The organism is Citrobacter sp. RHBSTW-00524, assembly GCF_013747755.1.
GTDB classification, from domain to species: Bacteria; Pseudomonadota; Gammaproteobacteria; order Enterobacterales; family Enterobacteriaceae; genus Citrobacter; species Citrobacter braakii.
This window is the reverse complement of record NZ_CP056421.1, coordinates 2,527,893-2,551,438: the sequence shown is the minus strand read 5'-3', so window position 1 is coordinate 2,551,438 and position 23,546 is coordinate 2,527,893. Positions and strand designations below refer to the sequence as shown.

The 23,546-nt window shown below is 53.1% G+C and carries 20 protein-coding genes and 1 pseudogene; 7 read left to right on the top strand and 14 right to left on the bottom strand.

All coding sequences use genetic code 11. The annotated features are described in order from the left end of the window. Window positions 1-77: 77 nt before the first annotated feature. Window positions 78-971: a PhzF family isomerase gene (locus tag HV229_RS12280; RefSeq protein WP_181547670.1), complete on the top strand. Its 894-nt coding sequence runs from the start codon at window positions 78-80 to the stop codon at window positions 969-971. A 57-nt stretch (window positions 972-1,028) separates the two neighbouring features. On the opposite strand, the gene nhoA is transcribed toward HV229_RS12280, so the two are convergent. Next, entirely contained in the window at window positions 1,029-1,874 is an 846-nt protein-coding gene (nhoA, locus tag HV229_RS12275; protein ID WP_016156552.1) for an N-hydroxyarylamine O-acetyltransferase, read from the bottom strand. A 157-nt stretch (window positions 1,875-2,031) separates the two neighbouring features. On the opposite strand from nhoA, the gene HV229_RS12270 reads away from it, so the two are divergent. Beyond that, window positions 2,032-2,604 (top strand): flavin reductase family protein, encoded by a 573-nt coding sequence (locus tag HV229_RS12270; protein ID WP_053389788.1) that lies wholly within the window; start codon window positions 2,032-2,034, stop codon window positions 2,602-2,604. A gap of 39 nt (window positions 2,605-2,643) precedes the next feature. Here the strand turns inward: HV229_RS12270 and pptA are convergent, their stop codons facing one another. Both pptA and HV229_RS12260 read right to left on the bottom strand, forming a co-directional pair. Then, window positions 2,644-2,871, bottom strand: coding sequence for a tautomerase PptA (pptA, locus tag HV229_RS12265; RefSeq protein ID WP_080858784.1), 228 nt, complete (start codon window positions 2,869-2,871; stop codon window positions 2,644-2,646). Between the two features lie 34 nt (window positions 2,872-2,905). Beyond that, window positions 2,906-3,910 (bottom strand): LacI family DNA-binding transcriptional regulator, encoded by a 1,005-nt coding sequence (locus HV229_RS12260; RefSeq protein WP_181547668.1) that lies wholly within the window; start codon window positions 3,908-3,910, stop codon window positions 2,906-2,908. Between the two features lie 319 nt (window positions 3,911-4,229). On the opposite strand from HV229_RS12260, the gene HV229_RS12255 reads away from it, so the two are divergent. Further along, window positions 4,230-5,426: an L-talarate/galactarate dehydratase gene (locus HV229_RS12255; protein WP_181547666.1), complete on the top strand. Its 1,197-nt coding sequence runs from the start codon at window positions 4,230-4,232 to the stop codon at window positions 5,424-5,426. A 73-nt stretch (window positions 5,427-5,499) separates the two neighbouring features. Continuing rightward, window positions 5,500-6,810: an MFS transporter gene (locus tag HV229_RS12250; protein ID WP_016156557.1), complete on the top strand. Its 1,311-nt coding sequence runs from the start codon at window positions 5,500-5,502 to the stop codon at window positions 6,808-6,810. Between the two features lie 67 nt (window positions 6,811-6,877). Here the strand turns inward: HV229_RS12250 and HV229_RS12245 are convergent, their stop codons facing one another. The 7 genes and pseudogenes from HV229_RS12245 to HV229_RS12210 form a co-directional block, all read right to left on the bottom strand. Continuing rightward, window positions 6,878-7,495, bottom strand: a complete 618-nt coding sequence (locus tag HV229_RS12245; RefSeq protein ID WP_016153128.1) for a glutathione S-transferase family protein — start codon at window positions 7,493-7,495, stop codon at window positions 6,878-6,880. A gap of 83 nt (window positions 7,496-7,578) precedes the next feature. Continuing rightward, window positions 7,579-8,352, bottom strand: a complete 774-nt coding sequence (locus tag HV229_RS12240) for an amino acid ABC transporter ATP-binding protein (RefSeq protein ID WP_181547664.1) — start codon at window positions 8,350-8,352, stop codon at window positions 7,579-7,581. Further along, the gene (locus tag HV229_RS12235) at window positions 8,336-9,262 is read right to left on the bottom strand and encodes an amino acid ABC transporter permease (RefSeq protein ID WP_181547662.1); all 927 of its coding nucleotides are present in this window, start codon (window positions 9,260-9,262) and stop codon (window positions 8,336-8,338) included. The genes HV229_RS12240 and HV229_RS12235 overlap by 17 nt, the downstream gene beginning before the upstream one ends. Window positions 9,263-9,271: 9 nt before the next feature. Next, on the bottom strand, window positions 9,272-9,781 hold the full coding sequence (locus tag HV229_RS12230; RefSeq protein ID WP_016153131.1) for a GNAT family N-acetyltransferase: 510 nt from the start codon (window positions 9,779-9,781) through the stop codon (window positions 9,272-9,274). 10 nt (window positions 9,782-9,791) lie between these two features. After that, a pseudogene (locus HV229_RS26300) lies at window positions 9,792-12,050 on the bottom strand (NtaA/DmoA family FMN-dependent monooxygenase). A gap of 25 nt (window positions 12,051-12,075) precedes the next feature. Then, window positions 12,076-13,197 (bottom strand): amidohydrolase, encoded by a 1,122-nt coding sequence (locus tag HV229_RS12215; protein WP_181547660.1) that lies wholly within the window; start codon window positions 13,195-13,197, stop codon window positions 12,076-12,078. Then, on the bottom strand, window positions 13,197-14,195 hold the full coding sequence (locus HV229_RS12210; protein ID WP_181547658.1) for an MsnO8 family LLM class oxidoreductase: 999 nt from the start codon (window positions 14,193-14,195) through the stop codon (window positions 13,197-13,199). The genes HV229_RS12215 and HV229_RS12210 overlap by 1 nt, the downstream gene beginning before the upstream one ends. A 516-nt stretch (window positions 14,196-14,711) precedes the next feature. On the opposite strand from HV229_RS12210, the gene HV229_RS12205 reads away from it, so the two are divergent. Then, window positions 14,712-16,253, top strand: a complete 1,542-nt coding sequence (locus HV229_RS12205) for a PAS domain-containing methyl-accepting chemotaxis protein (RefSeq protein WP_181547656.1) — start codon at window positions 14,712-14,714, stop codon at window positions 16,251-16,253. A gap of 280 nt (window positions 16,254-16,533) precedes the next feature. Continuing rightward, complete coding sequence (ansP, locus tag HV229_RS12200; protein ID WP_003833088.1) at window positions 16,534-17,976, top strand: L-asparagine permease; 1,443 nt, start codon at window positions 16,534-16,536, stop codon at window positions 17,974-17,976. Between the two features lie 41 nt (window positions 17,977-18,017). On the opposite strand, the gene HV229_RS12195 is transcribed toward ansP, so the two are convergent. Both HV229_RS12195 and HV229_RS12190 read right to left on the bottom strand, forming a co-directional pair. Further along, window positions 18,018-18,239: a YgdI/YgdR family lipoprotein gene (locus HV229_RS12195; RefSeq protein WP_003020157.1), complete on the bottom strand. Its 222-nt coding sequence runs from the start codon at window positions 18,237-18,239 to the stop codon at window positions 18,018-18,020. A gap of 136 nt (window positions 18,240-18,375) precedes the next feature. After that, on the bottom strand, window positions 18,376-19,437 hold the full coding sequence (locus HV229_RS12190; protein WP_181547653.1) for a YncE family protein: 1,062 nt from the start codon (window positions 19,435-19,437) through the stop codon (window positions 18,376-18,378). 260 nt (window positions 19,438-19,697) lie between these two features. Here HV229_RS12190 and pqqU point away from each other — a divergent pair, with 260 nt between their 5' ends. Beyond that, the gene (gene pqqU / locus HV229_RS12185; RefSeq protein WP_181547651.1) at window positions 19,698-21,818 is read left to right on the top strand and encodes a TonB-dependent receptor PqqU; all 2,121 of its coding nucleotides are present in this window, start codon (window positions 19,698-19,700) and stop codon (window positions 21,816-21,818) included. Between the two features lie 30 nt (window positions 21,819-21,848). On the opposite strand, the gene HV229_RS12180 is transcribed toward pqqU, so the two are convergent. Next, the gene (locus HV229_RS12180) at window positions 21,849-22,886 is read right to left on the bottom strand and encodes an NADP-dependent oxidoreductase (protein WP_047417394.1); all 1,038 of its coding nucleotides are present in this window, start codon (window positions 22,884-22,886) and stop codon (window positions 21,849-21,851) included. A gap of 58 nt (window positions 22,887-22,944) precedes the next feature. Then, on the bottom strand, window positions 22,945-23,520 hold the full coding sequence (locus HV229_RS12175) for an XRE family transcriptional regulator (RefSeq protein WP_016153140.1): 576 nt from the start codon (window positions 23,518-23,520) through the stop codon (window positions 22,945-22,947). Window positions 23,521-23,546 lie beyond the last annotated feature (26 nt).

Sequence of the window (23,546 nt, the reverse complement as noted above, 5' to 3'; positions counted from 1 at the left end):
AGGCCGGATAAGATAGCGATCATCGCCATCCGGCATTTTGCACGTTATGATGCTTCTCCATTCCAGGGAGAACGTTAATGAAACCACAGGTTTACCACGTCGATGCCTTTACCTCGGTACCCTTTCGCGGCAATTCAGCAGGCGTAGTTTTGCATGCTGACGGACTGAGCGAAGCGCAGATGCAACTCATTGCTCGCGAGCTGCGTCATTCGGAAACCGCTTTCCTGCTGACCAGTGACGACAGCGATGTTCGCATCCGCTATTTCACGCCGACGGTCGAAGTTCCTATCTGTGGGCATGCTACCGTCGCTGCACATTATGTGCGGGCAAACGTGCTTGGCTTGGGCAACAGTACAGTCTGGCAAACCTCGCTGGCTGGTCGTCATCGGGTGGATATCGAAGCTACCGGGAATGACTATCGTATTAGCCTTGAACAAGGCGTACCCAGATTTGAACCTCCACTGGAAGGGGCTATTCGTGGTGCGATTATCGATGCCCTACACCTGAGCGAAGACGATATGCTGGCAGGCTTGCCGATTCAGGTTGCTACCACCGGGCATTCGAAAGTGATGATTCCGCTTAAGCCCGAGGTGGACCTCGACGCCCTTTCCCCTGATTTGCAGGCTCTGACAGCCATCAGCCAACAAATTGGCTGTAACGGCTTCTTTCCTTTTCAAATCCGCCCGGGCGAAAACGCCACCGATGGCCGCATGTTTTCGCCTGCAATTGGGATTGTGGAAGACCCGGTTACCGGCAATGCCAACGGTCCAATGGGCGCGTGGTTGGTTCACCATGGGCTGATGGCGCATGATGGGAAAACGTTACGTGTTCAGGGACATCAGGGCCGTGCGCTCGGGCGCGACGGTATTGTTGATGTGACGGTGACTATCCGTGATAACCAGCCAGAAAAAGTCACCATTACCGGTTCGGCGGTGATCCTGTTTCACGCAGAATGGGCGATAGATTTTTAATTGTTCCCGTAGGCCGGATAAGGCGATTACGCCAATCCGGCACTAATCCCGATGCCCCTATTTCCCCGCGTCCGGATGCGTATCAAACGCCGCCATTACCGTCGCCAGCTCATCCTGGGTAAACCCATGCTTCACGTCATCCACGCCCAGGCCAAACCGCTCCTGCAACAAGGCATACAGACTGGGAACGTCAGGCAGATTAATCTGTTCTACCGCGTGTCCATCCTGATAATGGGTGAAATGAAAATTGGTTAACGTTAATTTCCCGCCGTCGGGCAGATGACGACACATCAGCAAATGATGGCGAAAATGTGATTGCGGCCAGTGAGCGGACCAGAAGTTGCCTATCAGATAATCGCTCTGATGCTGTACGACCAGGTCGAAACGGTACATTGATTGCCAGTGTTCGTGATGACAGAACTGTAGGATCCAGTCTTCACCTTCCTGAATCAGCCGATACTCGCCGTGTGGTGTCTTCTGCTCAATGTTCGCCTGCAGACGAATCGGCGCCGTCAGCGTCTGCCCGCCGAAACCAACGTCGGCGATCCACTGCTCTCCCTGCAACTCAACCAGCAACAGACGATGCGTGCGTGGTGGCAGGCTTGACGGGTTCGCCAGTACCACACGTCCGAGCAGACTGCGTACGGTAAAACCGATTTCGCGTAGCGCCCGCTCAAATACTCCGTTCTGTTCAAAACAATAGCCGCCGCGACGCGCCGTCACCAGCTTCTCCTCCAAAGACAAATCGTCAAGCTGCATCTCTCTTGGAAGCAATACATCCAGGTTTTCAAAAGGTATGGCGGCGTTGTGCAGTAAATGCAGCGCCCGTAAGGTTTCAATGTTGACCCTGGCCAAATCTGACCAGCCAATACGGGCAAAATAAGCGGTTAAAAAAGGCGTCATACGGAGTTCCTGTTCAATTAATGCAGTACTTATAACGCATTTTTAATTTTGCGCCGTCGATTTTGTGCGTTGTTCCTCCAGACGAGGCGACAAAATCGCTAATACCGTTAATATCTATGTTTATTGTGGTGTGTTATCTCTCAGCCAAGGAGCATCCATGAGCCATTTTCGTCCGATCGAATTAAAACATGCCAGTCGGTTGCTAAATCACGGCCCAACGATATTAATCACCAGCCGGGATGAGCATACCGAGCGGCGAAATGTGATGGCTGCCGCGTGGTCAATGCCCGTGGAGTTTGAACCACCGCGGATCGCGATTGTTGTCGACAAGACCGCCTGGTCACGTGAGCTCATTGAACGTAGCGGCAAATTCGGCATCGTTATTCCGGGCGTTGCCGCCGCCAACTGGACCTGGGCCGTAGGCAGCGTTTCCGGTCGTGTGGAAGATAAATTCAACTGCTACGGCATTCCCGTGGTGCAGGGACCGGTACTGGGTTTACCGCTGATTGAAGCAAAATGTCTGGCCTGGATGGAGTGCCGCCTGTTGCCTGCCACTGCGGCACAGGAAAAATATGACACGCTGTTTGGTGAAGTGGTCTCGGCTGCCGCTGATGAGCGAGCCTTCGTGGAAGGACGCTGGCAGTTTGATGATGGCAAGCTCAATACCCTGCATCACCTTGGGGCCGGAACGTTTGTCACCAGTGGAAAACTCATAACAGCAGCTGAATAATGGCACGACAAAACGGGCGGATTTTCCGCCCGTTTTTTCTTACATGCTGTAGCCGGGTTTTTTAATCAACCTTGCCATCTGCGGCGCAATCTCCGCATCCCACACGCCCTGCCACGCCGCGGGCTCAATTTCATTAAGCGCCACGCTCACTGAACTGTCTTTGCTTTGCAAATGACGAATAATGACGTCGGTAATATCCGCCGCCAGCGCGGATTTTTGTTCGTCGTTCAGGTCGCGAGGAAAACATTTGATATCGACGTGCGGCATAGCAGATTCCTTATTGTTTTGGGATGCAGTTAACTTATGCGGATTCTCGTTCCACCAGGTGAAATCCAACATCAATAATATCGTCTTCACGCGGAATTTGTTCGATACGATCGGCAAGCAGAGAGGCGGCGCGTTGTCCAATAGCCCGTCTGTCGACGCTGACGGTGGTGATGGCAGGTCGGTTACTGGCGGCAAAGTCGAGATCGCCAAAACCGATTACCGCTAATTCCTGCGGCACGCGTAGACCACGGCTTTCAGCTTCCATGATCGCCCCCTGGGCTAACGTATCTGAGCTACAGACGATGACATCAAACGCGCGTTCAGCCAATAGCTGTGCCAACCCGCTACGCCCCAATGCCAGAGAGGCAGGAAGCGGGACATCCACCTGTACACCAGCCGCAATACCATGACGGCTCAGCGCATCGCACAGTCCTTGTTTACGCTGGCCTGCCCGGCGATCGGCGGTCCATAGTAAACCAGGACGGCGATACCCTTTGTCCAGCAAATAGTCTGCTACCGCCTGCCCGACTTTTTCATGCGAAAACCCCACCAGCATATCGATGGGCGTTGGCGTTAAATCCCATATTTCCACGACCGGGATGGCCGCATTAAGAATCACCTTTTTCAGCTCGGCGGTATGATGGATACCGGTGAGCACTACACCATCCGGGCGACGAGAAAGCAGCGTCGCCACCAGCTCAGCCTCTGTTTGCGGCGTATAACCCGACACGCAGAGCAAGATGTGGTATCCGCGTTCAGCCAGTTCATCGCTTAATGACTGGATGGTATCGACAAACATATTGTTGTTAATTTGTGGGACAACCACAGCGATAAGCTTACTGCGACGCGACGCCAGCCCCCCGGCCAGCGCGTTGGGAATATATCCGGTGGCGCGTACCGCCTGCATCACTTTTTCTACTGTTCTCGGGCGCACCAGTTGCGGGGTATTCAACGCCCTGCTCACCGTCATGGGCGACAATCCCGCGGTACGGGCAACATCTTCCAGCGTGGGTGCGCGCGGAGGTCTGGGATTTTTCACTGTCGATGCCCTTGTCAAAAATCGCTGATTTATCCTGGCATTATTCATCATGATTTCGGCTATTGCCAGCGCCCCTCTACGATAACGCTGAGAAAACAGCAGCTTAGTTAATTAGCGCCATCTGAAATGATAGCGCCATCATAATGACTTGTGCATTTACCCATAAAGTATTGGAATGTGATGCTGTTTACAAGTTACTGCCCTTTTGTCTCAGTATTTGTGAGCGATTGTTCAAAACGCATTCAATTCGCTGGCGCAATGATTGCGCTAACACTAAAAATGTTAGCGCAATCATTTGTTATCACCAGGAGAGATTAAAATGTCATTAAGTGCGAATTCCGATGCCGTAACGTATGCCAAATCAGCCAATGCAAAAACCGCGGCTGAAACCGGCGACCGTATCGAGTGGGTTAAGCTGTCCCTGGCTTTCCTTCCTCTGGCAACACCCGTGAGCGATGCCAAAGTGCTGACCGGTCGCCAGAAACCCCTAACCGAAGTCGCCATTATTATCGCGGAGATCCGCAGTCGCGACGGGTTTGAAGGCGTTGGATTTAGTTACTCCAAACGGGCTGGCGGCCAGGGAATCTATGCTCATGCCAAAGAAATTGCCGATAACCTGTTAGGCGAAGATCCAAACGATATCGACAAGATCTACACCAAGCTACTGTGGGCTGGAGCTTCCGTAGGGCGCAGCGGCATGGCGGTTCAGGCTATCTCCCCTATCGATATCGCCTTGTGGGATATGAAGGCCAAGCGTGCAGGGTTGCCGCTGGCAAAACTATTGGGTGCACACCGGGACTCCGTGCAGTGTTACAACACCTCCGGCGGATTCCTGCATACGCCGCTGGATCAGGTGCTCAAAAACGTCGTTATTTCCCGTGAAAACGGCATTGGCGGCATCAAACTCAAGGTTGGTCAGCCAAACTGCGCCGAGGATATTCGCCGCTTAACCGCGGTGCGTGAAGCGCTGGGCGATAACTTCCCGCTGATGGTCGATGCCAATCAGCAGTGGGATCGAGAAACCGCCATTCGTATGGGACGAAAAATGGAGCAGTTCAATCTGATCTGGATTGAAGAGCCGCTGGATGCCTACGATGTGGAAGGTCACGCCCAACTGGCCGCCGCGCTTGATACCCCGATTGCTACCGGTGAAATGCTGACCAGTTTCCGCGAACATGAACAGCTGATCCTCGGTAATGCCAGTGATTTTGTGCAGCCCGATGCACCGCGTGTGGGGGGAATTTCACCGTTTCTGAAAATTATGGACCTGGCGGCGAAACACGGTCGCAAACTGGCTCCGCACTTTGCCATGGAAGTTCACCTGCATCTGTCCGCCGCTTACCCGCTTGAGCCATGGTTGGAACATTTCGAATGGCTGAACCCGTTATTTAATGAACAGCTTGAGCTGCGCGATGGGCGGATGTGGGTTTCCGACCGTCACGGCCTGGGGTTCAGCATCAGCGAGCAGACGCGCCGCTGGACGCAATTAACCTGCGAGTTTGGTAAACGTCCTTAATTTATTTGGCGGGTAAGTAATACCCGCCCTCTTCCCTACAGAAACGCTCTCAACCTTATGAAAGGAGTGGGTGATGAACACAATAATAAAGCGCACAAAAGTGCGTTACGGTATTTTGATATTTCTGTTTCTTGCCACCGTATTTAATTACGCCGATCGCGCGACGTTATCCGTCGTGGCTCCGATTATGAGCAAAGAATTAGGTTTTGATCCCGAAGCAATGGGGCTGGCCTTTTCTGCCTTCGGTATTTCTTATGTCATTATGCAATTGCCTGGCGGCTGGCTACTTGATCGCTACGGTTCTCGTCTGGTATACGGCTGCGCCCTGATTGGCTGGTCGCTGGTGACCATGTTTCAGGGCACCATTTATCTGTATGCCAGTCCACTTGTGGTATTGATAATCTTACGTTTACTGATGGGTGCCATTGAGGCTCCGGCCTTTCCTGCCAACAGCCGATTAAGCGTACAGTGGTTTCCTAATAATGAACGAGGCTTTGTCACCTCAGTTTACCAGGCCGCGCAATATATCTCGTTAGGGGTAATTACACCGTTAATGACGATTATTTTGCATAATCTCAGCTGGCACTTTGTTTTTTATTACATCGGGGCGATTGGCGTTATTCTTGGCATCTTCTGGCTGGTAAAAGTCAGAGATCCTATGCATCATCCGAAGGTAAACCAGCAGGAAATTGACTATATCCGGGAAGGCGGTGGCGAACCGTCGCTGGGAAATAAAAAAGAGCCACAGAAGATTACCTTTGCGCAAATAAAAAGCGTCTGCGTCAACCGCATGATGATTGGCGTTTATATCGGGCAGTTCTGCGTGACGTCAATCACCTGGTTCTTCCTGACCTGGTTTCCTACCTATCTGTATCAGGCTAAAGGAATGTCGATCCTTAAAGTGGGGTTTGTCGCCAGTATTCCTGCTATTGCCGGTTTTATCGGTGGATTGTTAGGGGGCGTTTTTTCAGACTGGCTATTAAAGCGCGGCTACAGCCTGACGGTTGCTCGTAAGCTACCCGTTATCTGCGGAATGTTACTTTCCTGTGTCATCGTTATCGCTAACTACACCTCGTCAGAATTTGTGGTTATCGCGGCGATGAGTCTGGCATTTTTCGCCAAAGGCTTTGGCAATCTGGGATGGTGCGTACTTAGCGATACTTCACCAAAAGAAGTGCTCGGCATTGCTGGCGGCGTATTCAATATGTGCGGCAATATGGCGAGTATTATCACGCCGTTGGTGATCGGCGTCATTCTGGCGAATACCCAGTCCTTCGATTACGCCATTCTGTACGTCGGTTCGATGGGGCTGATTGGCCTGATTTCTTATCTGTTTATCGTGGGGCCACTGGATCGTATTACGCTGAGCCCGTCCGTCGCGTAATGTAAGCTTATGGCGATAGTTCGCCCGCTGTTCCGGGATTTGCACTCCTGCGGAACAGCGTTTTTTTTCAAATAATCTTATTATTTTTCAGTACAGTACGCAGTCGCGGGTGCTGGCAAACCGCGTCAGCGATGGCGCTGATATTGGGCGTGTTGTCCTGAAACCAGTCATGCCCCGGCCCCCAGGTGCGCATAACGGCAATATAAACGTCCAGCAGTGTTAGCTGATCGCCAAACGCGTACGGCTCAGCGCTTAGCTGGTCGTTCAGCCACATATAAAGCGATTTGCGGTACTCAATACAGTTCTTTTTCAACTGCGCCGCGGCGTCTGGTACCCAGCGTTGTGGATAATCGGCATAGGTAAACGTTGGATAGACATTTGCCACCAGCCATATCAACAGACGCTGAAACTGCTGGCGCTCAGCGTGCCCAACGGGTGGCGCAAGTTCAGGACAACGATCGAGGATCATCAGGGCGATCGCCGCCGTTTCCGTCATCACGTTACCATTTTCCAGTATCAGTGTGGGCACCTGGCACAACGGATTCATTTTTTTAAGCAACTCCCGCGAAGGCCCGTCGCGGTCAAAACCATCCACATCAATAAAGCTGTAAGGGATCTCCGCCAGTGTGAGCATCACTTCACTGATGGCCGATCCCCAGCCCGGCACCCCATAGACCTTAATCATGCTGCACCCCCCCAAAGTTAAAACCCTAAGTGTAGAGCAGCATTCGTCAGTCTATGCAGACCTACCTATCTTTCCCTGCAAGTTCACAGCACTTTCGACAAGAACTGCTGGGTGCGCGTGTGGCGTGGATGATTCAGCACCTGCTCGCTGCTGCCCTGTTCGACAATTTTGCCATCGACCATAAACACCACCTGATCCGCCACTTCCCGGGCGAACCCAATCTCGTGCGTCACCACAACCAGCGTGGTTCCCGACTGCGCCAGTGCTTTGATGACATCCAGAACTTCGCCTACCAGTTCAGGATCCAGCGCTGAAGTGGGTTCATCAAACAGCATAACGAGTGGATTTAGCGCCAGCGCACGGGCAATAGCGATACGCTGCTGCTGACCGCCGGAGAGATGACGCGACCAGGCATCGGCTTTATTACGCAAGCCAACGGCATCAAGCAGAGTTAATGCCCGCTCGGTGGCGGCTTTACGCGATGCCAGACCGTGCGCAATGGGCGCTTCAATCAAGTTCTCCAGCACCGTTAAGTGCGGAAACAGATTAAAATTCTGGAACACATAGCCGACGTTAACGCGCTGGCGCAAAATTTCCGCCTCTTTCAGCTCATACAGCCTGTCTCCCTGCCGACGATAACCAATGTAATCGCCATCGATTTGAATAAACCCTTCATCGACGCGCTCCAGATGGTTGATCGTCCGCAAGAGTGTGGATTTCCCTGAACCGGACGGGCCAAGAATAACCGTTACCGTTCCGGGAGGGATCTCCAGCGACACATTATCCAGCGCTTTGTGGCGACCGAAGTATTTGCTGACGCCGGTAATGGAAATATGGCCTTCAGGCGAGTGGGACATGGACGGCCTCCTGCTGTGGACGTTGACGGTTGCGTTTTTCTGCACGGCTCACCCGGGCGGTATTGATTGCTGAACGTCGCTCGCTGCGGGCCAGCGCGCGTTCGACCAGGTGCTGAATTAACGACAGGACGCTGGTGATCACCAGATACCACACCGCACCCACTATCAGCAGCGGGATCACTTCCTGCGTGCGGTTGTAGATCATCTGGATGGTGTAGAACAGCTCAGGCATTGCCAGCACGTATACCATCGCCGTCCCTTTCGCCAGACTGATGATTTCATTGAAGCCAGCAGGCAAAATGGTGCGCAGCGCCTGCGGCAGAATAATCCGCAGCGTACGTCGCCATGCGGGTAAGCCCAGCGCTGCCGCTGCCTCGTACTGGCCGTGGTCAACCCCTAAAAATCCACCACGAATAATTTCAGCGGTATAGGCGCTTTGCACCAGCGTCAGGCCAACCACCGCGGTGGAAAACTGGCCGAGCACATTGATGGTCTCAAAACTGCCCCATTGAATGGGAGTAAACGGAATACCAATCGCCAGCGTGTCGTACAAATAGGAGAAGTTGTACAAAACGATGAGCACCACAATCAGCGGTAACGAACGAAACAGCCAGATGTATCCCCATGCCAGACCGTTCAGCAACCAGGAAGATGAAAGTCGTGCCAGCGCCAGCAGACCACCGATGATAATACTCAACAGCGTACCGATAAGCGTCAGTAGCAGAGTTTGCCCAAGGCCGGACAAGATAACCGGATCAAAGAACCAACGGGCAAACACGCCCCATTCCCAGCGCGGATTAAACGCCACGGACTGGATAATCACCGCCAGGACAAACAAGGCAATGACTGCTCCTGCGGTGCGCATCGGATAGCGCGCCGGTACGACTTTAATACTCTCCGTCGTTTTCATCTTCTCTCCTCAGGCTATTCTGGCCTGACCGGCGATGGTCAACAGTTTGGTAAAGCGCAGCCGGCCATCAAACGGTGGCAGGCTGTACTCTTCGGGATCGCGCGCTGTATCAAATTGCGGATCGTAGCCCTGGCTTAAATAAAGTCGCACGGCCTCCGGCTGGCGAAATCCCGTGGTCAGATAAATCCGGCTGTAGCCCGCCAGCAGCGCCCTGCGTTCCAGCTCCTGCACCACGCGCGCCGCCAGCCCCTGCTGACGCAGGCTGCTTTTCGTCCAGATGCGCTTAATCTCGGCGGTGTCTTTGTCGTAAGGTTTGTAGGCCCCGGTGGCGATAATCTCGCCGCTGCGCTCCAGTACCACGAAAAGTCCCTGCGGTGCCAGATACCATTCGGTCAGCTCCACTTCAGCGTCGCGAGAAAAATAATCGCCATAGCGGGCGGCATATTCACCGAACAGACCGTTCAAAATTGGCTGCAGCTCGCTGGCTTCAGGTGAGACCACGCGAAATTGATCGCTCACGATGACCTCCTTAGTCGCCTAAACCGGCCGGGTTGATTTCAGATTGCGGAATACGTTCCACCCCTTCTCCCCAGCGGTTCAGCACCTTGTCATAGTCGCCGTTGCCAATTACGCCGTTGAGGGCGGTTTGTACCGGCAGAACCAGACCGCTGTCCTTTTTCAGCGTCACAGCGATGTGTGCCGCTTTTGGCCAACCGCCATCAACGCTGCCCACCCGTTGCGTTTTACCGTTGAGTGCAGCTTTCCACGCGCCGATAACGTTAGGACCGAAGTAAGCATCGGCGCGGCCTGACTGCAGAGCCAGGGTTTGCGCGGCATCATCTTTGGTATACACCGGCGTAAACGGCTGCAACCCTTTCTTCACGTTCTCATCGTTCCAGGCGAGCAGGATGGCTTCCTGATTTGTCCCCGAACCGACGATGATGCGCAGACCGGCGATATCTTCTGCCTGCTCGATTTTCTTCAGCTTACTGCCGGTTTTGACATAGAAGCCAAGGGAGTCCCTACGATACGTCGCGAAATCGAATTTCTCTTTGCGGGCTTTGGTGACGGTAATATTGCTGATCGCGGCATCATATTTGCCGGACGTGACGCCCAGCGGCCAGTCTTCCCATGACGTGGGTACGACGTTGAGTTCCAGCCCCAGACTGTCAGCCACCAGACGAGCGATGTCCGCCTCGCTGCCGATCAGTGTCTTATTGTCATCGGCAAAGACGGTCAGCGGCGGCTGGCTTAACCCGGCAATCGCCACGGTGAATTTACCCGGTACGGCCAGGTGCAGGTTCGCAGGCAACTGCGCAATCGCCTGCGGATTTTTTGCCGTATTGATTGGCGTTTTATTGGCTTCCAGGCTTACGCCCGTACCGTTAATAGTCACATCATTTGCCCAGACGTTAGCGCTGAAAGCCAGTGACAGCGCGAGGAAGACTGATTTTTTCTGCATAGCGTTTTTCTCTTATTGTGTGAATTGGTTTGCAGGTGTCGCGAGTCCCAGGCTTGCGCGCAGGGTCGTACCGGGATATTCATGGCGGAACAGGCCACGCGCCTGAAGCACGGGGACAACCTGTTCGACAAAACGCGGGAAGGTATCTGGCGTTCCCCCCTGGATGATAAAACCGTCTGCGGCTTTTTCGTCGAACCACTGCTGAAGACCATCGGCAACCTGTTGCGGCGTACCGCTGAAACGTGGGCGTGGACTGGCCGCTTCCAGAGCAACCTGGCGTAGCGTTAAGCCACGCTCACGCGCGTTGCGTTTGATCTCATCAGTCGTACTGCGAAAGCTGTTTTGTCCAAGGGAACCCAAATCCGGGAACGGTGCGTCCAGTGGATATTGGGCGAAATCATGATGTTCAAAATAGCGGCCCAGGTAGTTCAGCGCGTCGGTAATAGAGACCAGCGCAGCGGTAGTCTGATACTGCTGCTCAACATCCTCTGCGCTGTCGCCAACAATCACGCTGACGCCCTGGAATATATGCAGTTGTTCGGGATGTCGCCCGGCGTAGGCCAACTGGCTTTTTACATCCTGATAGAACTCTTTGGCCTCCGCCAGCGACTCCTGATGGGTAAAAATAGCATCGGCATGCTGCGCCGCTAATTTCTTACCATCCTGTGAAGCACCCGCCTGGAATATAATCGGACGGCCTTGTGGCGTGCGCCCAATATTTAACGGCCCTGCGACCTGAAAATAATCTCCATGATGGTTAAGCGTATGCAGTTTTTGCGGATTAAAAAATTCTCCGCTTGCCTTATTACGGGTAAAAGCATCATCTTCCCAGGAATCCCACAGTCCTTTCACCACCTGTAAATATTCATCGGCGATACGATAACGCAGGGCATGTTCTGGATGCTGGGCACGTGAATAGTTCTTTGCCGAACCCTCCAGAGGTGACGTGACCACGTTCCATCCGGCTCGCCCCTGGCTGAGATGATCAAGGCTGGCGAACTGCCGTGCGGTAGTAAACGGCTCGCTGTATGACGTGGATACCGTGCCAACCAATCCCAGATTTTGGGTAATGCTGGCCAAAGCAGATAATACCGTCAGCGGCTCAAAGCGATTTAAAAAGTGTGGGATTGATTTTTCATTAATATACAGACCATCGGCGACAAAAATAAAATCCAGCTTCCCTTTTTCCGCAATAAGCGCCGTCTCTTTGACAAAATCAAAATTAATACTGGCATCGGCCTGCGCCGCCGGATGACGCCATGCGGACATATTTCCCGCTGCGCCATGCAGAATAGTGCCGAGCCGTAGTTGCCGATTTTCAGCCATAATAACCCCTACCCAACAGGTAAACTTAAAGATGTGCGAATGCCGTTTTTGCTAGCTGTGCAAAGTAATGCGCGGCAGGTTCAATTAAACGTTCGTCCGGATTAAAGCCCGGGTGATGTAATCCGTATTCACTGGCGCTGCCAATACTGACAAATGCGCCAGGCGTATTTTGCAGATAGACGGCAAAATCCTCGCCGCCCATATGCAGGTCGGCATGATGGGTGGTGTAGCCTGATTGTTTCGCCACGGCGGTGGCGATATCGGCCCAACGTGCATCGTTTACCAACGCGGTCGGCCCCGCATGCCAGATAACGTCGATTTGTGCGCCAAAGGCGTGGGCAAAACCGGCGGCGATGTCATTAACCCGTGCTTTAACCTGCTGTTGCACCGAAGTCCGGTGCGTTCTGAGCGTCCCTTCCAGCTCAACGGATTCTGGCAACACGTTCCATGTATTTCCTCCCTGAATACGGGTCACGCTAAGCACCACTGAATCCAGTGTGTTAACGTCGCGACTGGCAACGCTTTGCAACACCGTGACCAGTTGGCTGGCGAGCAGGATGGCATCTCTGCCTTCATGCGGACGCGCCGCATGTGCGCCCTTGCCATTAATACGCAGCACGAAGCGATCGACGTTGGCATAGAACGCGCCGCCGCGTGTGGCAAATTCCCCCACTGGTAAACCTGGCTCATTGTGCATGCCAAAAATAGCCGCAACGTTGTGCAGCGCACCGGCGCGGATCAGCGTTTTTGCGCCACCGAAACTCTCTTCAGCGGGCTGAAACAAAATACGTACGCGACCCGATAAGTGTGTTTCCTGTTGTTTAAGCAGCAGCGCGGCGCCCAGCATGACGCTGGTGTGAACGTCATGTCCGCAGGCATGCATCACTCCCGGTGTGAGGGAGCGAAACGGCACATCGGCGCTTTCTTCTATCGGTAGCGCATCGATATCCGCTCGCAGCGCGATGACATCTTCTCCCTGCCCGATTTCCGCGACCAGACCGGTTTTCAGGTCGAACGGTAAAATCTCGACGTCCGCTGCGTGCAGCCAGGCGTGAATGCGCGCCGTCGTTGCCACCTCTTGCAGGGAAAGTTCCGGGTGCTGGTGTAATTCACGACGCCAGTTGATAAGCGTTGAGGCCAGAGTCATCAGAGCACCTCCACGGCGTTATGGGCTTGCGCCAACAACCGCAGCGATGTCAGACGCGCGTGACCTTCCGCCACTGGCGTGTCGATAATGAACTCCTCAATGCCAAATTGCGTATGCAGGGCATTCAGCTTCGCCATCACCTCCTGAGCCGTGCCGTGTAACAACGCCTGCTCACGACGCGCGATTTTGCGTGGCGGACTGCCGGCCTGCGCGGCGAATGCCAGCGCCTGCTCTTCGCTGGCTACCGTGACACGTTGACCATTCTCCAACTCCACGCCCCAGATTTGCACGTTTTCCGCAAGCTGCGCGGCGGTATCGCTACTGTCAGCCACAATCACCTGGACGGCAACTATCGTCGGACGTGCGCTGTGGGTCTGCCAGAAGGACAAAACGTCACGCAATAACGCGCGGTCACCGTTGAGGTGTGCCGCGAAGATAAAATGCCAATTAAATTGCGCTGCTAACTGTGCGCTTTGCACACTGGCTCCCAGGACAAATCCTTCCGGCGGTAACGGTGGGATTGGCGTCGGAAATACCGTTTCCCCGCTTTCCGTGCCGCTCAGCGTCAGCCAGTCGTTAAGCTGGGAAAGTTGGTCGGCAAAACTGCCTTTTTCATCCTGATGCACTCCTTGCTGTAGTGCCTGAGTCGACAGTGGTAAGCCGCCAGGGGCTTTCCCTACGCCGAGATCGACACGCCCGGGTGCCAGCGAGGCCAGAAGATTGAAGTTTTCCGCCACTTTGTACGGGCTGTAATGTTGCAGCATCACGCCACCGGAGCCTACGCGAATACGCTGGGTTTGCCCGAGGATCCAGGCAATCACCAGCTCCGGTGATGGGCTGGCCAGCTGTGGCGTATTATGGTGTTCCGCGATCCAGAAACGATGGTATCCCCACTCTTCTGCCCGCTGCGCCAGATGCAACGTCCGGGCAAGCGCCATCGCGGCGGTTTCACCTTCCCCGAGGGGGCTTTTATCCAGAATACTCAGGCGATATGACATGTTACGGGCCTATGCTTGTTAACATGTCATTATTATTAAATTATCAGATAACCATGCAGAAACATTTAATTCACATTTGCTCAGCTAAAAAGTAGATAACCAGCCCTGACGCTGTCAGGGATAAAATTCGGATCGCCTTGTACTGGTCGGAACACGAAACTGAAAACACGCGGAATGTATGGCCTACAAAATATAATAGGGTCGTTGGTCTCACGGGAATAACATCCAAATCATTTCATGCCAGTTTTCTTTTTGCGAAAACGTTTTTTAACGCGATTTACTTTAAGTCAGGTTAAATGACTTAAAACGTTATGCGGTTGTATAAAATGTTTCAGTTTTATGACTCTGAATGAATATTCCACAGAGATTTTTTAATTTAAATACTTCCACAGAAATGATGATTAGTAGAGAATGCAGCGTTTCTTATTAAAACGGTTTAAAACGGCTTTTTAATATTCCTCCCGATTTTATTGCGGGAATTTTTGTATGGATTATACATATCATTATGGGGCCTCTATGAAAAGTAACATGCCCGTTACACAAATTGAGCACGCACTTAACGACAAAGCGACGCTGCTTTCAACGACGGATAAAGAAAGTCATATTACCTACGCTAACTCTGCTTTTATCGATGCCAGCGGATTTAACGAAGATCAATTAATGGGCGAAGCGCATAATATTATTCGCCATCCTGATATGCCTCCCGCTGCATTCGCTGATATGTGGTACACGCTACAGCAGGGAGACAGTTGGACGGGTATGGTGAAAAACCGCCGCCAAAATGGTGACCATTACTGGGTTCGCGCCAACGTTACGCCGGTCTGGCACAATGAAAAACTCACCGGTTACATCTCGGTGCGTACCGTTCCTTCGCGTGATGAAATAACTCACAGCGAAAGTTTATACCAAAAAATGAATAGTCAGCAGTTTAAAGGCTTTCGACTTTTTAAAGGGATTATCATTCGTCGCGGCTTATTGGCATGGACTTCCATGTTTAAATGGCTGAATATCAGCCAGCGCGTCAATTATTCTTTAGGGGTGACGGCCCTGCTCGCTTTGCTATTTATCTTCGCCCCGTTTAATCCATTTATTCAGTCGGGTTGCTTGCTGGTGTTAATTCTGGCGTTAGCTATTTACCTTAAGTATCAAATTTGTCAGCCAGTTAATACGCTTCTGACGCAAATGAAGAAAGTGGTGTCCGGACGTAAACCTGATAACTGTCATTTAAATCGGGTGGATGAGATCGGAATGCTAATGCGACTGGTTAATCAGTCCGGGCTTAATCTGAATTCTCTGGTCGATGACGTCAGTACGCAAATTTCCGGTATTCGCGCTATCAGTCAGCGGGTGTCAAAAGAAGGTACGGCGCTGCATCAGCGTTCAGAAGAAACCTCTGCCGACCTGCAACAAACCGCTGCGGCCATTGAAGAAATTGGTAGCGCGGTACAACAAACCGCTGAGACGGCAGCACATACCATGACCATGGCCGATAAAACCAGCGCCAACGCTGCAGAAGGCGGCGATATCATGAAACAAACTATCGCCATGATGCAGGCGATATCGCGTGACAACGGGCAGATCGTTGACATCATTGGCGTGATCGACAGCATCGCCTTTCAGACCAATATTCTGGCGCTCAATGCCGCGGTTGAAGCCGCGCGAGCCGGGGAATCCGGGCGTGGCTTCGCCGTTGTCGCGGCAGAAGTCCGCAATCTGGCCCAACACTCGGCGTCTGCGGCAAAAGAGATCAAACAGCTTATTGAGAAGAACGTCGCCAATGTTAATAGCGGCGTCAAAATGGTGGAGCAAACAGAAACGCATCTCACCGGGATGATTGGGGATGTACTGCAGATGTCGATGATGATCAAAGACATTAGTCTGGCCACGCGTGAGCAAACCCAGGCTTTGGATCTGATTAACGATTCAATTTCACGCGTTGGTACCATGACACACAATAATGCCGAGATGGTGGAGCGCGTCACCGACGCCACCGCCGATCTGACCCAGCGTTCATCACGCTTACAGCAGGCCGTTCAGGTCTTTGGCGTATCGGCATAACGTTACGGCGCTTATTGGGTGAATGTCTCGATAAGCGCACTCCTCTACAGGTATAAATGCCCTTCTCCTTTATTGGCTGAATCGAGGCCACACCGCGCCAGTACCGGCTGCATAAAAATGCTGAATTCTTGTTACCGGGGCTTTGCGGAACCAATCAATTGAATGTAGGATGCTCGGCCGGCAGTTTTCCCCCGTAACACAATGAAGGGTAAGGCTGTTTTCGCCGCAGCAGGTGCGGCAAAAAGGATGTTGTATTTTTGTCAGGTCAACAGGAATCGTAATGAACACAAACAACACGCAAGCCGCGGAACAACATGCGGCGAAACGACGCTGGTTGAATGCTCACGAAGAGGGGTATCACAAAGCGATGGGCAATCGACAGGTACAAATGATCGCCATTGGCGGCGCAATTGGTACCGGGTTGTTTTTAGGGGCAGGCGCACGCCTGCAGATGGCCGGCCCGGCTTTGGCGCTGGTCTATCTGGTATGCGGTATTTTTTCGTTTTTTATACTGCGCGCGCTCGGCGAACTGGTTTTACATCGCCCTTCCAGCGGTAGCTTCGTTTCCTACGCCCGTGAATTTTTAGGTGAGAAAGCCGCCTATGTGGCTGGCTGGATGTACTTCATCAACTGGGCGATGACCGGCATTGTCGATATCACCGCGGTGGCGTTGTATATGCACTACTGGGGCGCGTTTGGCGACGTGCCGCAGTGGGTATTCGCCCTCGGCGCGCTGGCTATTGTCGGTACCATGAACATGATCGGCGTGAAGTGGTTCGCGGAGATGGAGTTTTGGTTTGCGCTGGTTAAGGTACTGGCAATTGTGATCTTCCTGGTGGTGGGTACCGTTTTTTTAGGTACCGGAAAGCCGCTGGATGGTAACGCCACGGGTTTTCACCTGATTACCGACAACGGCGGCTTCTTCCCGCATGGCCTGTTGCCTGCGCTGGTACTGGTACAGGGTGTGGTTTTCGCCTTTGCCTCTATTGAACTGGTGGGTACCGCCGCCGGTGAGTGCAAAGATCCGCAAACGATGGTGCCGAAAGCAATCAATAGCGTTATCTGGCGTATTGGTCTGTTCTATGTGGGTTCTGTCGTGCTGCTGGTTCTGCTACTGCCCTGGAACGCCTATCAGGCGGGGCAAAGCCCGTTTGTTACCTTCTTTTCCAAACTGGGCGTGCCGTACATTGGCAGTATCATGAATATTGTGGTGCTCACCGCGGCGCTTTCCAGCCTTAACTCAGGGTTGTACTGCACCGGGCGTATTTTACGCTCCATGTCGATGGGCGGTTCGGCACCGAAATTCATGGCTAAAATGAGCCGTCAACAGGTGCCATGGGCCGGGATCCTCGCCACGCTGGTCGTGTATGTCGTCGGGGTATTCCTGAACTATCTGGTGCCGTCACAGGTGTTTGAGATCGTGTTGAACTTCGCGTCACTGGGCATTATTGCGTCGTGGGGATTTATCATGGTCTGTCAGATGCGTCTGCGCCGGGCCATAAAAGAAGGTAAAACGGCAGACGTCAGCTTTAAACTGCCGGGCGCACCGTTTACCTCGTGGTTAACGCTGCTGTTCCTGCTGAGCGTACTGGTATTGATGGCGTTTGACTATCCAAACGGCACCTATACCATCGCGTCATTACCGCTGATTGCCATCCTGCTGGTCGCGGGCTGGTTCGGCGTGCGTAAACGTGTTGCAGAGATCCACCGCACCGCGCCATAACGGCAGAAGGCCTGACAGGTTAATCCTTCAGGCCTTCTTTTTTAGTTCGCTTCAATCAACTGCGCTACGTCGTTGCTGTTAATTTCCCGCGCATTCCCATCCTGATCGGTATAGCTGGTCATTCCCGTGTCTTTATCCAGTTTTGGCTTACCCTGGGTGGTGATGGTTTGTCCGCTTTTGGTCGTCATGACGTAATCGGTGGTGCATCCTGCCAATGTAAACAGCATTACGCCTGCACAAAGACAGATAAATGGCTTTTTCATGGTATTCCCGTGTTATTCAGTTAGCCGTTGAGGGCGTAGTGTAAGTCCCTGAAGTGGGTCAGGCTACTGGCGGGGTGTAACGAGGCGTATCGGGGGATTTAGAGAAGTGACAGGAGGGGTTTCCCCCTCCGGTTAATTACAGCGCAATACGAATAACATCGTCCGGCTGGGTGGCTTCCTGCTCGCGGGTGGACTTCTGTTTCACGCTCACGTACAGGGTTTTACCGTCGGCGGAGAGCGCCAGGCTATTCGGGAATGTTGGGGTCTCGAACGTTTTAACGACTTTATAGCTTTTCGCGTCGATCACGCTCACTTTGCCGGCCTGACGATGGGTCACGTAGGCCTCGTTACGCGCCGGGTTAAACAGCACGGCCAGGGATTCCGGCGCGGCGACTTTTGCCAGGACGTTGCCATTACGGGTGTCGATTACCAGCACTTCCGCCGCTTTAGAGTCGGTAACAAAGGCGCGGTTGCCCGCCGTGTCCAGGCTCAGGTTGATGAAGAAATGCTCTTTTCCATCATCCAGCAGCTTTTTACGGCTGAGAATTTTGTTGGTGGTGGTATCGATGGTGATGAATTCACCGTCCGCATTGGCGGTGTACAGGCGTTTAGCCTTGCTGTCGACAGCCAGAGCGGTGCTCATTTTGCCGGTATTTTGAATGGTGTCCTTCAATTTAATGGCATCACCGTCCACCACCCAAATCACGCTCTCTTTACCAATACCGCTAATGTATACCGTGTTGGTGGCGTCATCGGCGACCAGCTCACGCGGCTGCAGTGGGCGAACGTCTTCAGAACGCTTACGCACATCCAGCACCAGACGTCCTTTCACCGCGCCCGTTTTGGCATCCATTGCCGTCACCGCGCTGTTTACCGTGTTGCCGAACCACAGCGTTTGCGTGGCGTTGTTGATGGTGGCGCCAAACGGTTTGAGATCGTTATGAATAACCTGAGTCACTTCGAGGGTGACCGGGTCAAGACGGTAAACCACCCCGCCGGTATCCAGTTTGCGGCTCTGCGAAGTCGCCAGCCACAGCGCGTTCTCTTGCTGGCTGTACGCCATTTCATAGGCGCCTTTGCCCACGGCTTTGCGCAGCAGTTCTTCTGCAGCCTGCGTAGTAAAAGATGATGCAACGAGCAGTGAACCTAACAGTAAAGAACCACGCAGACGCGGCGAAAACAGATGACGTAAAGACATGACGACTCCCTTTGATAAATTCGTTTGTTACTGCTTCACATAGCTTCAATGAGCAAAATCATGGTTTTGCCTTTTTTAAGAATGAGAATAGTAATCATTATTCATCTCAAAGTGGAGCACTTCTTCACATATTGACTACACTCGTTGTCATTGCCCGAAAAATTAGCGCAATTCAGCAGCGCTAAAATTCATCTTTTATAAAAAAATTCACGCGCTTATCGCTGGTGTTTCGGCGTAAGCATCATTAACTGGCCTTGTTCATGACGATTTTTTCAGCCCGCTACACTGCACTTCCTGTTTCTTTACTGCCTGTCTTCCTCTCGCCTTATGCCGTGGCAGAAAGTGAGATAAACGATCAAACGCTGATCGTTAGCGCGACACCACAGTCCGTTTCTGAACTGGACACCCCTGCCGCCGTCAGCGTCGTTGACGGAGAAGATATGCGTCTGGCAACGCCGCGAATTAACCTGTCTGAATCCCTGACCAGCGTCCCTGGGCTACAGGTGCAAAATCGGCAGAACTACGCCCAGGATCTCCAGTTGTCGATTCGCGGATTTGGTTCGCGAACCACTTATGGCATCCGCGGCATTCGTTTGTATGTCGACGGGATCCCGGCAGCCATGCCGGATGGGCAGGGTCAAACATCCAATATTGATATCAGCAGCGTACAAAATATTGAGGTTTTACGCGGCCCCTTCTCTGCTCTGTATGGCAATGCGTCTGGTGGAGTGATAAATGTCAGCACTGAAACGGGACATGAGCCGCCAACCATTGAAGCCAGCAGTTATTACGGCAGTTTTGGCAGTTGGCGCTACGGGTTAAAAGCAACGGGCGCATTGGGCGATGGCACACAGCAAGGGGATGTGGATTACACCGTTTCAACAACCCGGTTTACTACCCATGGTTATCGCGATCGCAGCAGCGCCCAAAAAAATCTGGCCAATGCCAAACTGGGCGTGCGCATGGACGATACGAGCAAACTAACCCTGATTTTCAATAGCGTAGAGAGTAAAGCTGACGATCCTGGTGGTCTTACCGAGTCAGAGTGGCAGGCCAATCCGCAGCAATCTCCCCGCGCTGAGCAATACAACACGCGAAAAACCATCAAGCAGACCCAGGCGGGGTTGCGCTATGAACGCCAGCTTAGCGCGAAGGATGATATCAGCATCATGACTTATGCAGGCGAGCGTGAAACCACTCAGTATCAGTCGATCCCGATGGCCCCGCAGTTAAAACCCTCTCATGCCGGAGGCGTTATTACCCTGCAACGTCATTATCAGGGGATAGACAACCGCTGGACTCACCGTGGCGAGCTGGGCATACCCGTGACCTTCACCACCGGTCTGAATTACGAAAATATGAGCGAAAGCCGTAAAGGCTACAACAACTTTCGCCTTGATGATGGCGTGCCAGAATATGGTCAGAAAGGCGACTTACGACGTAACGAACGTAACCTGATGTGGAATGTCGATCCCTATCTGCAAACCCAGTGGCAATTAACGCAGAAACTCTCGCTGGATGCCGGGGTTCGCTACAGTTCGGTGTGGTTTGATTCTAACGATCGCTATATTACGCCTGGTAACGGAGATGACAGCGGTGACGCCAGCTATCACCAGTGGTTACCTGCCGGATCGTTAAAATACGCCATCACCGATGCCTGGAACGTCTACCTGGCCGCGGGACGTGGGTTCGAAACGCCCACCATCAACGAGTTGTCTTACCGCTCCGACGGCCAAAGTGGGATGAATTTTGACCTACAGCCTTCCACAAACGATACCGTGGAAATCGGCAGTAAAACGCGTATCGGCGATGGGCTGTTTACCGCAGCGCTATTCCAGACCGATACCGATGACGAGATCGTGGTTGACAGCAGTAGCGGCGGGCGGACAACCTACAAAAACGCTGGAAAAACTCGCCGTCAGGGAGGTGAGTTATCCTGGGACCAACGCTTTGCCGCAAGCTGGCGCGTAAAAGCTGCATGGACCAGGCTGGATGCGACCTACCGCAGCAACGTCTGTGGCGATCAAAACTGCAACGGCAACCGCCTGCCTGGCATTGCGCAAAACATGGGATTTGCTTCTCTGGGCTACGTGCCTGATGAAGGTTGGTATGCGGGAACTGATGTTCGTTATATGAGCAATATTATGGCCAATGATGAAAATACGGCGCAAGCCCCGTCCTATACCGTAGTGGGTTTAAATACCGGCTATAAATTTTATTACCGCAGTCTGATGATCGACTTGTTCGGTCGGGTGGATAATCTGTTTGATAAGTCCTACGTCGGTTCGGTGATAGTGAATGAGGCAAATGGTCGATATTACGAACCGGCGCCAGGACGAAACTATGGCGTAGGGATTAATCTGGCCTGGCGTTTTGAGTAACACTGGCGGGAATGACTCCCGCCATCCGTTTTACGCATCGTCTGCAAGACGAATCACCACTTTACCGAAGTTTTTGCCGGTCAGCAGGCCGATAAAGGTCTGCGGCGCATTTTCCAGACCGTCGGTGATTTGCTCGCGGTAATGGATTTTGCCCTCTTTAACCCAGCGCCCCATTTCCCGCTGAAACTCCTGAATGCGGTGACCATAATCCTGACCAATGATAAAGCCCTGCATCCGAATTCGCTTTTTCAGCAGCGTTGCCATCAGCAAAGGTAATCTATCGGGTCCGCCTGGAAGCGATGTGGCGTTGTAACCGCTGACCAGTCCGCACAGCGGAATGCGCGCAGAGGTATTGAGTAATGGCAGAACGGCGTCAAATACCTTGCCGCCGACGTTTTCGTAGTAAATATCGACCCCCTGCGGACAGGCTTTTGCCAGCTGTTGCGCAAAATCTTGTGCGTGGTGATCGAGGCAGACATCAAAGCCCAAGACCTCGGTGGCATGTCGGCATTTCTCTGCCCCGCCTGCAACCCCGATCACCCGGCAGCCTTTGAGCTTACCAATCTGCCCTACCGTTGCGCCAACCGGGCCGGTGGCGGCGGCCACAACCAGCGTTTCCCCCGCTTTTGGCTGACCGATATCCAGCAGCCCCATATAAGCAGTAAATCCTGGCATCCCCATCACTCCCAGCGCCCAGGAGGGATGTTCAGGATTATCGCCAAGCTTCACCAGCCCGTTACCGTCGGAGATGTCATAGTCCTGCCAGCCGCTGTAGCTCAGCACCCACTCGCCTGGCTGGTAATCAGGATGGTTGGAGGACACCACGCGACTCACGGTCCCGCCAACCATCACGCCGCCAATCTCTACCGGCGGAGAGTAAGACGGCTCATCGCTCATGCGTCCACGCATGTAGGGATCGAGGGAAAGAAAAATGGTGCGCAGCAAAACCTGGCCTTCACCCGGCGTTGCCACCTCATCGTCTTCAAGACGGAAGTTTTCCGGGACCGGCGCGCCATGCGGGCGGGAAGCCAGTACCCAGCGGCGATTGCGATTAGTCTGTTGACCCATGATGTGCTCCTCTGCTTTTGGCATGATTCCATCAATAGTAGCAGCCTGTGTCCGCCAGTTAGCTGACGACATGATTTAACCGCACAACCAGGTAAACGCAGGGTTGTGCGGTTTCATTGATAAACCGACAATCATTCGGCGGGCCAAGCTCCAGGCAATCGCCAGCCCGCATTTCATGACGCACGTCCCCTTCCACAAAGACCAATTCCCCCTGCTGTAGCCAGATAAGTTGTCTTGCCTGCACATAGGAAGAGGCTGGCATCGGGATATCGCTTCCGGCGGGCAATTCTATCTGCACCAGATCAATAGGTAGATCGCTGCGCGGTGAAACGTGGCGGCGCAGATAGTGGCTTTGCGGGTCGTGCCAGACAGGCTGATCAGCGAAGCGCAGCAGCTTGCCCTCCTGCATTTCGGCCCGCGCCATCAGCATAGACATGCTGATACCAAAGGCACCGGAGAGCCTGCCCAGCAGCGTGGCCGTTGGGCTGCTCTCACCGCGCTCTATTTTATGGATCATCGCCCGCGACACGCCTGCGCGTTCAGCGAGTTCCGTCAGAGACCAGCCGCGAGACTCCCGCTCAATGCGAATTCTTGCACCGATCCGTTGATTTATGCTGTCTTCAATAGTATTCATATTGTAATACTATAGTGAACAACCCC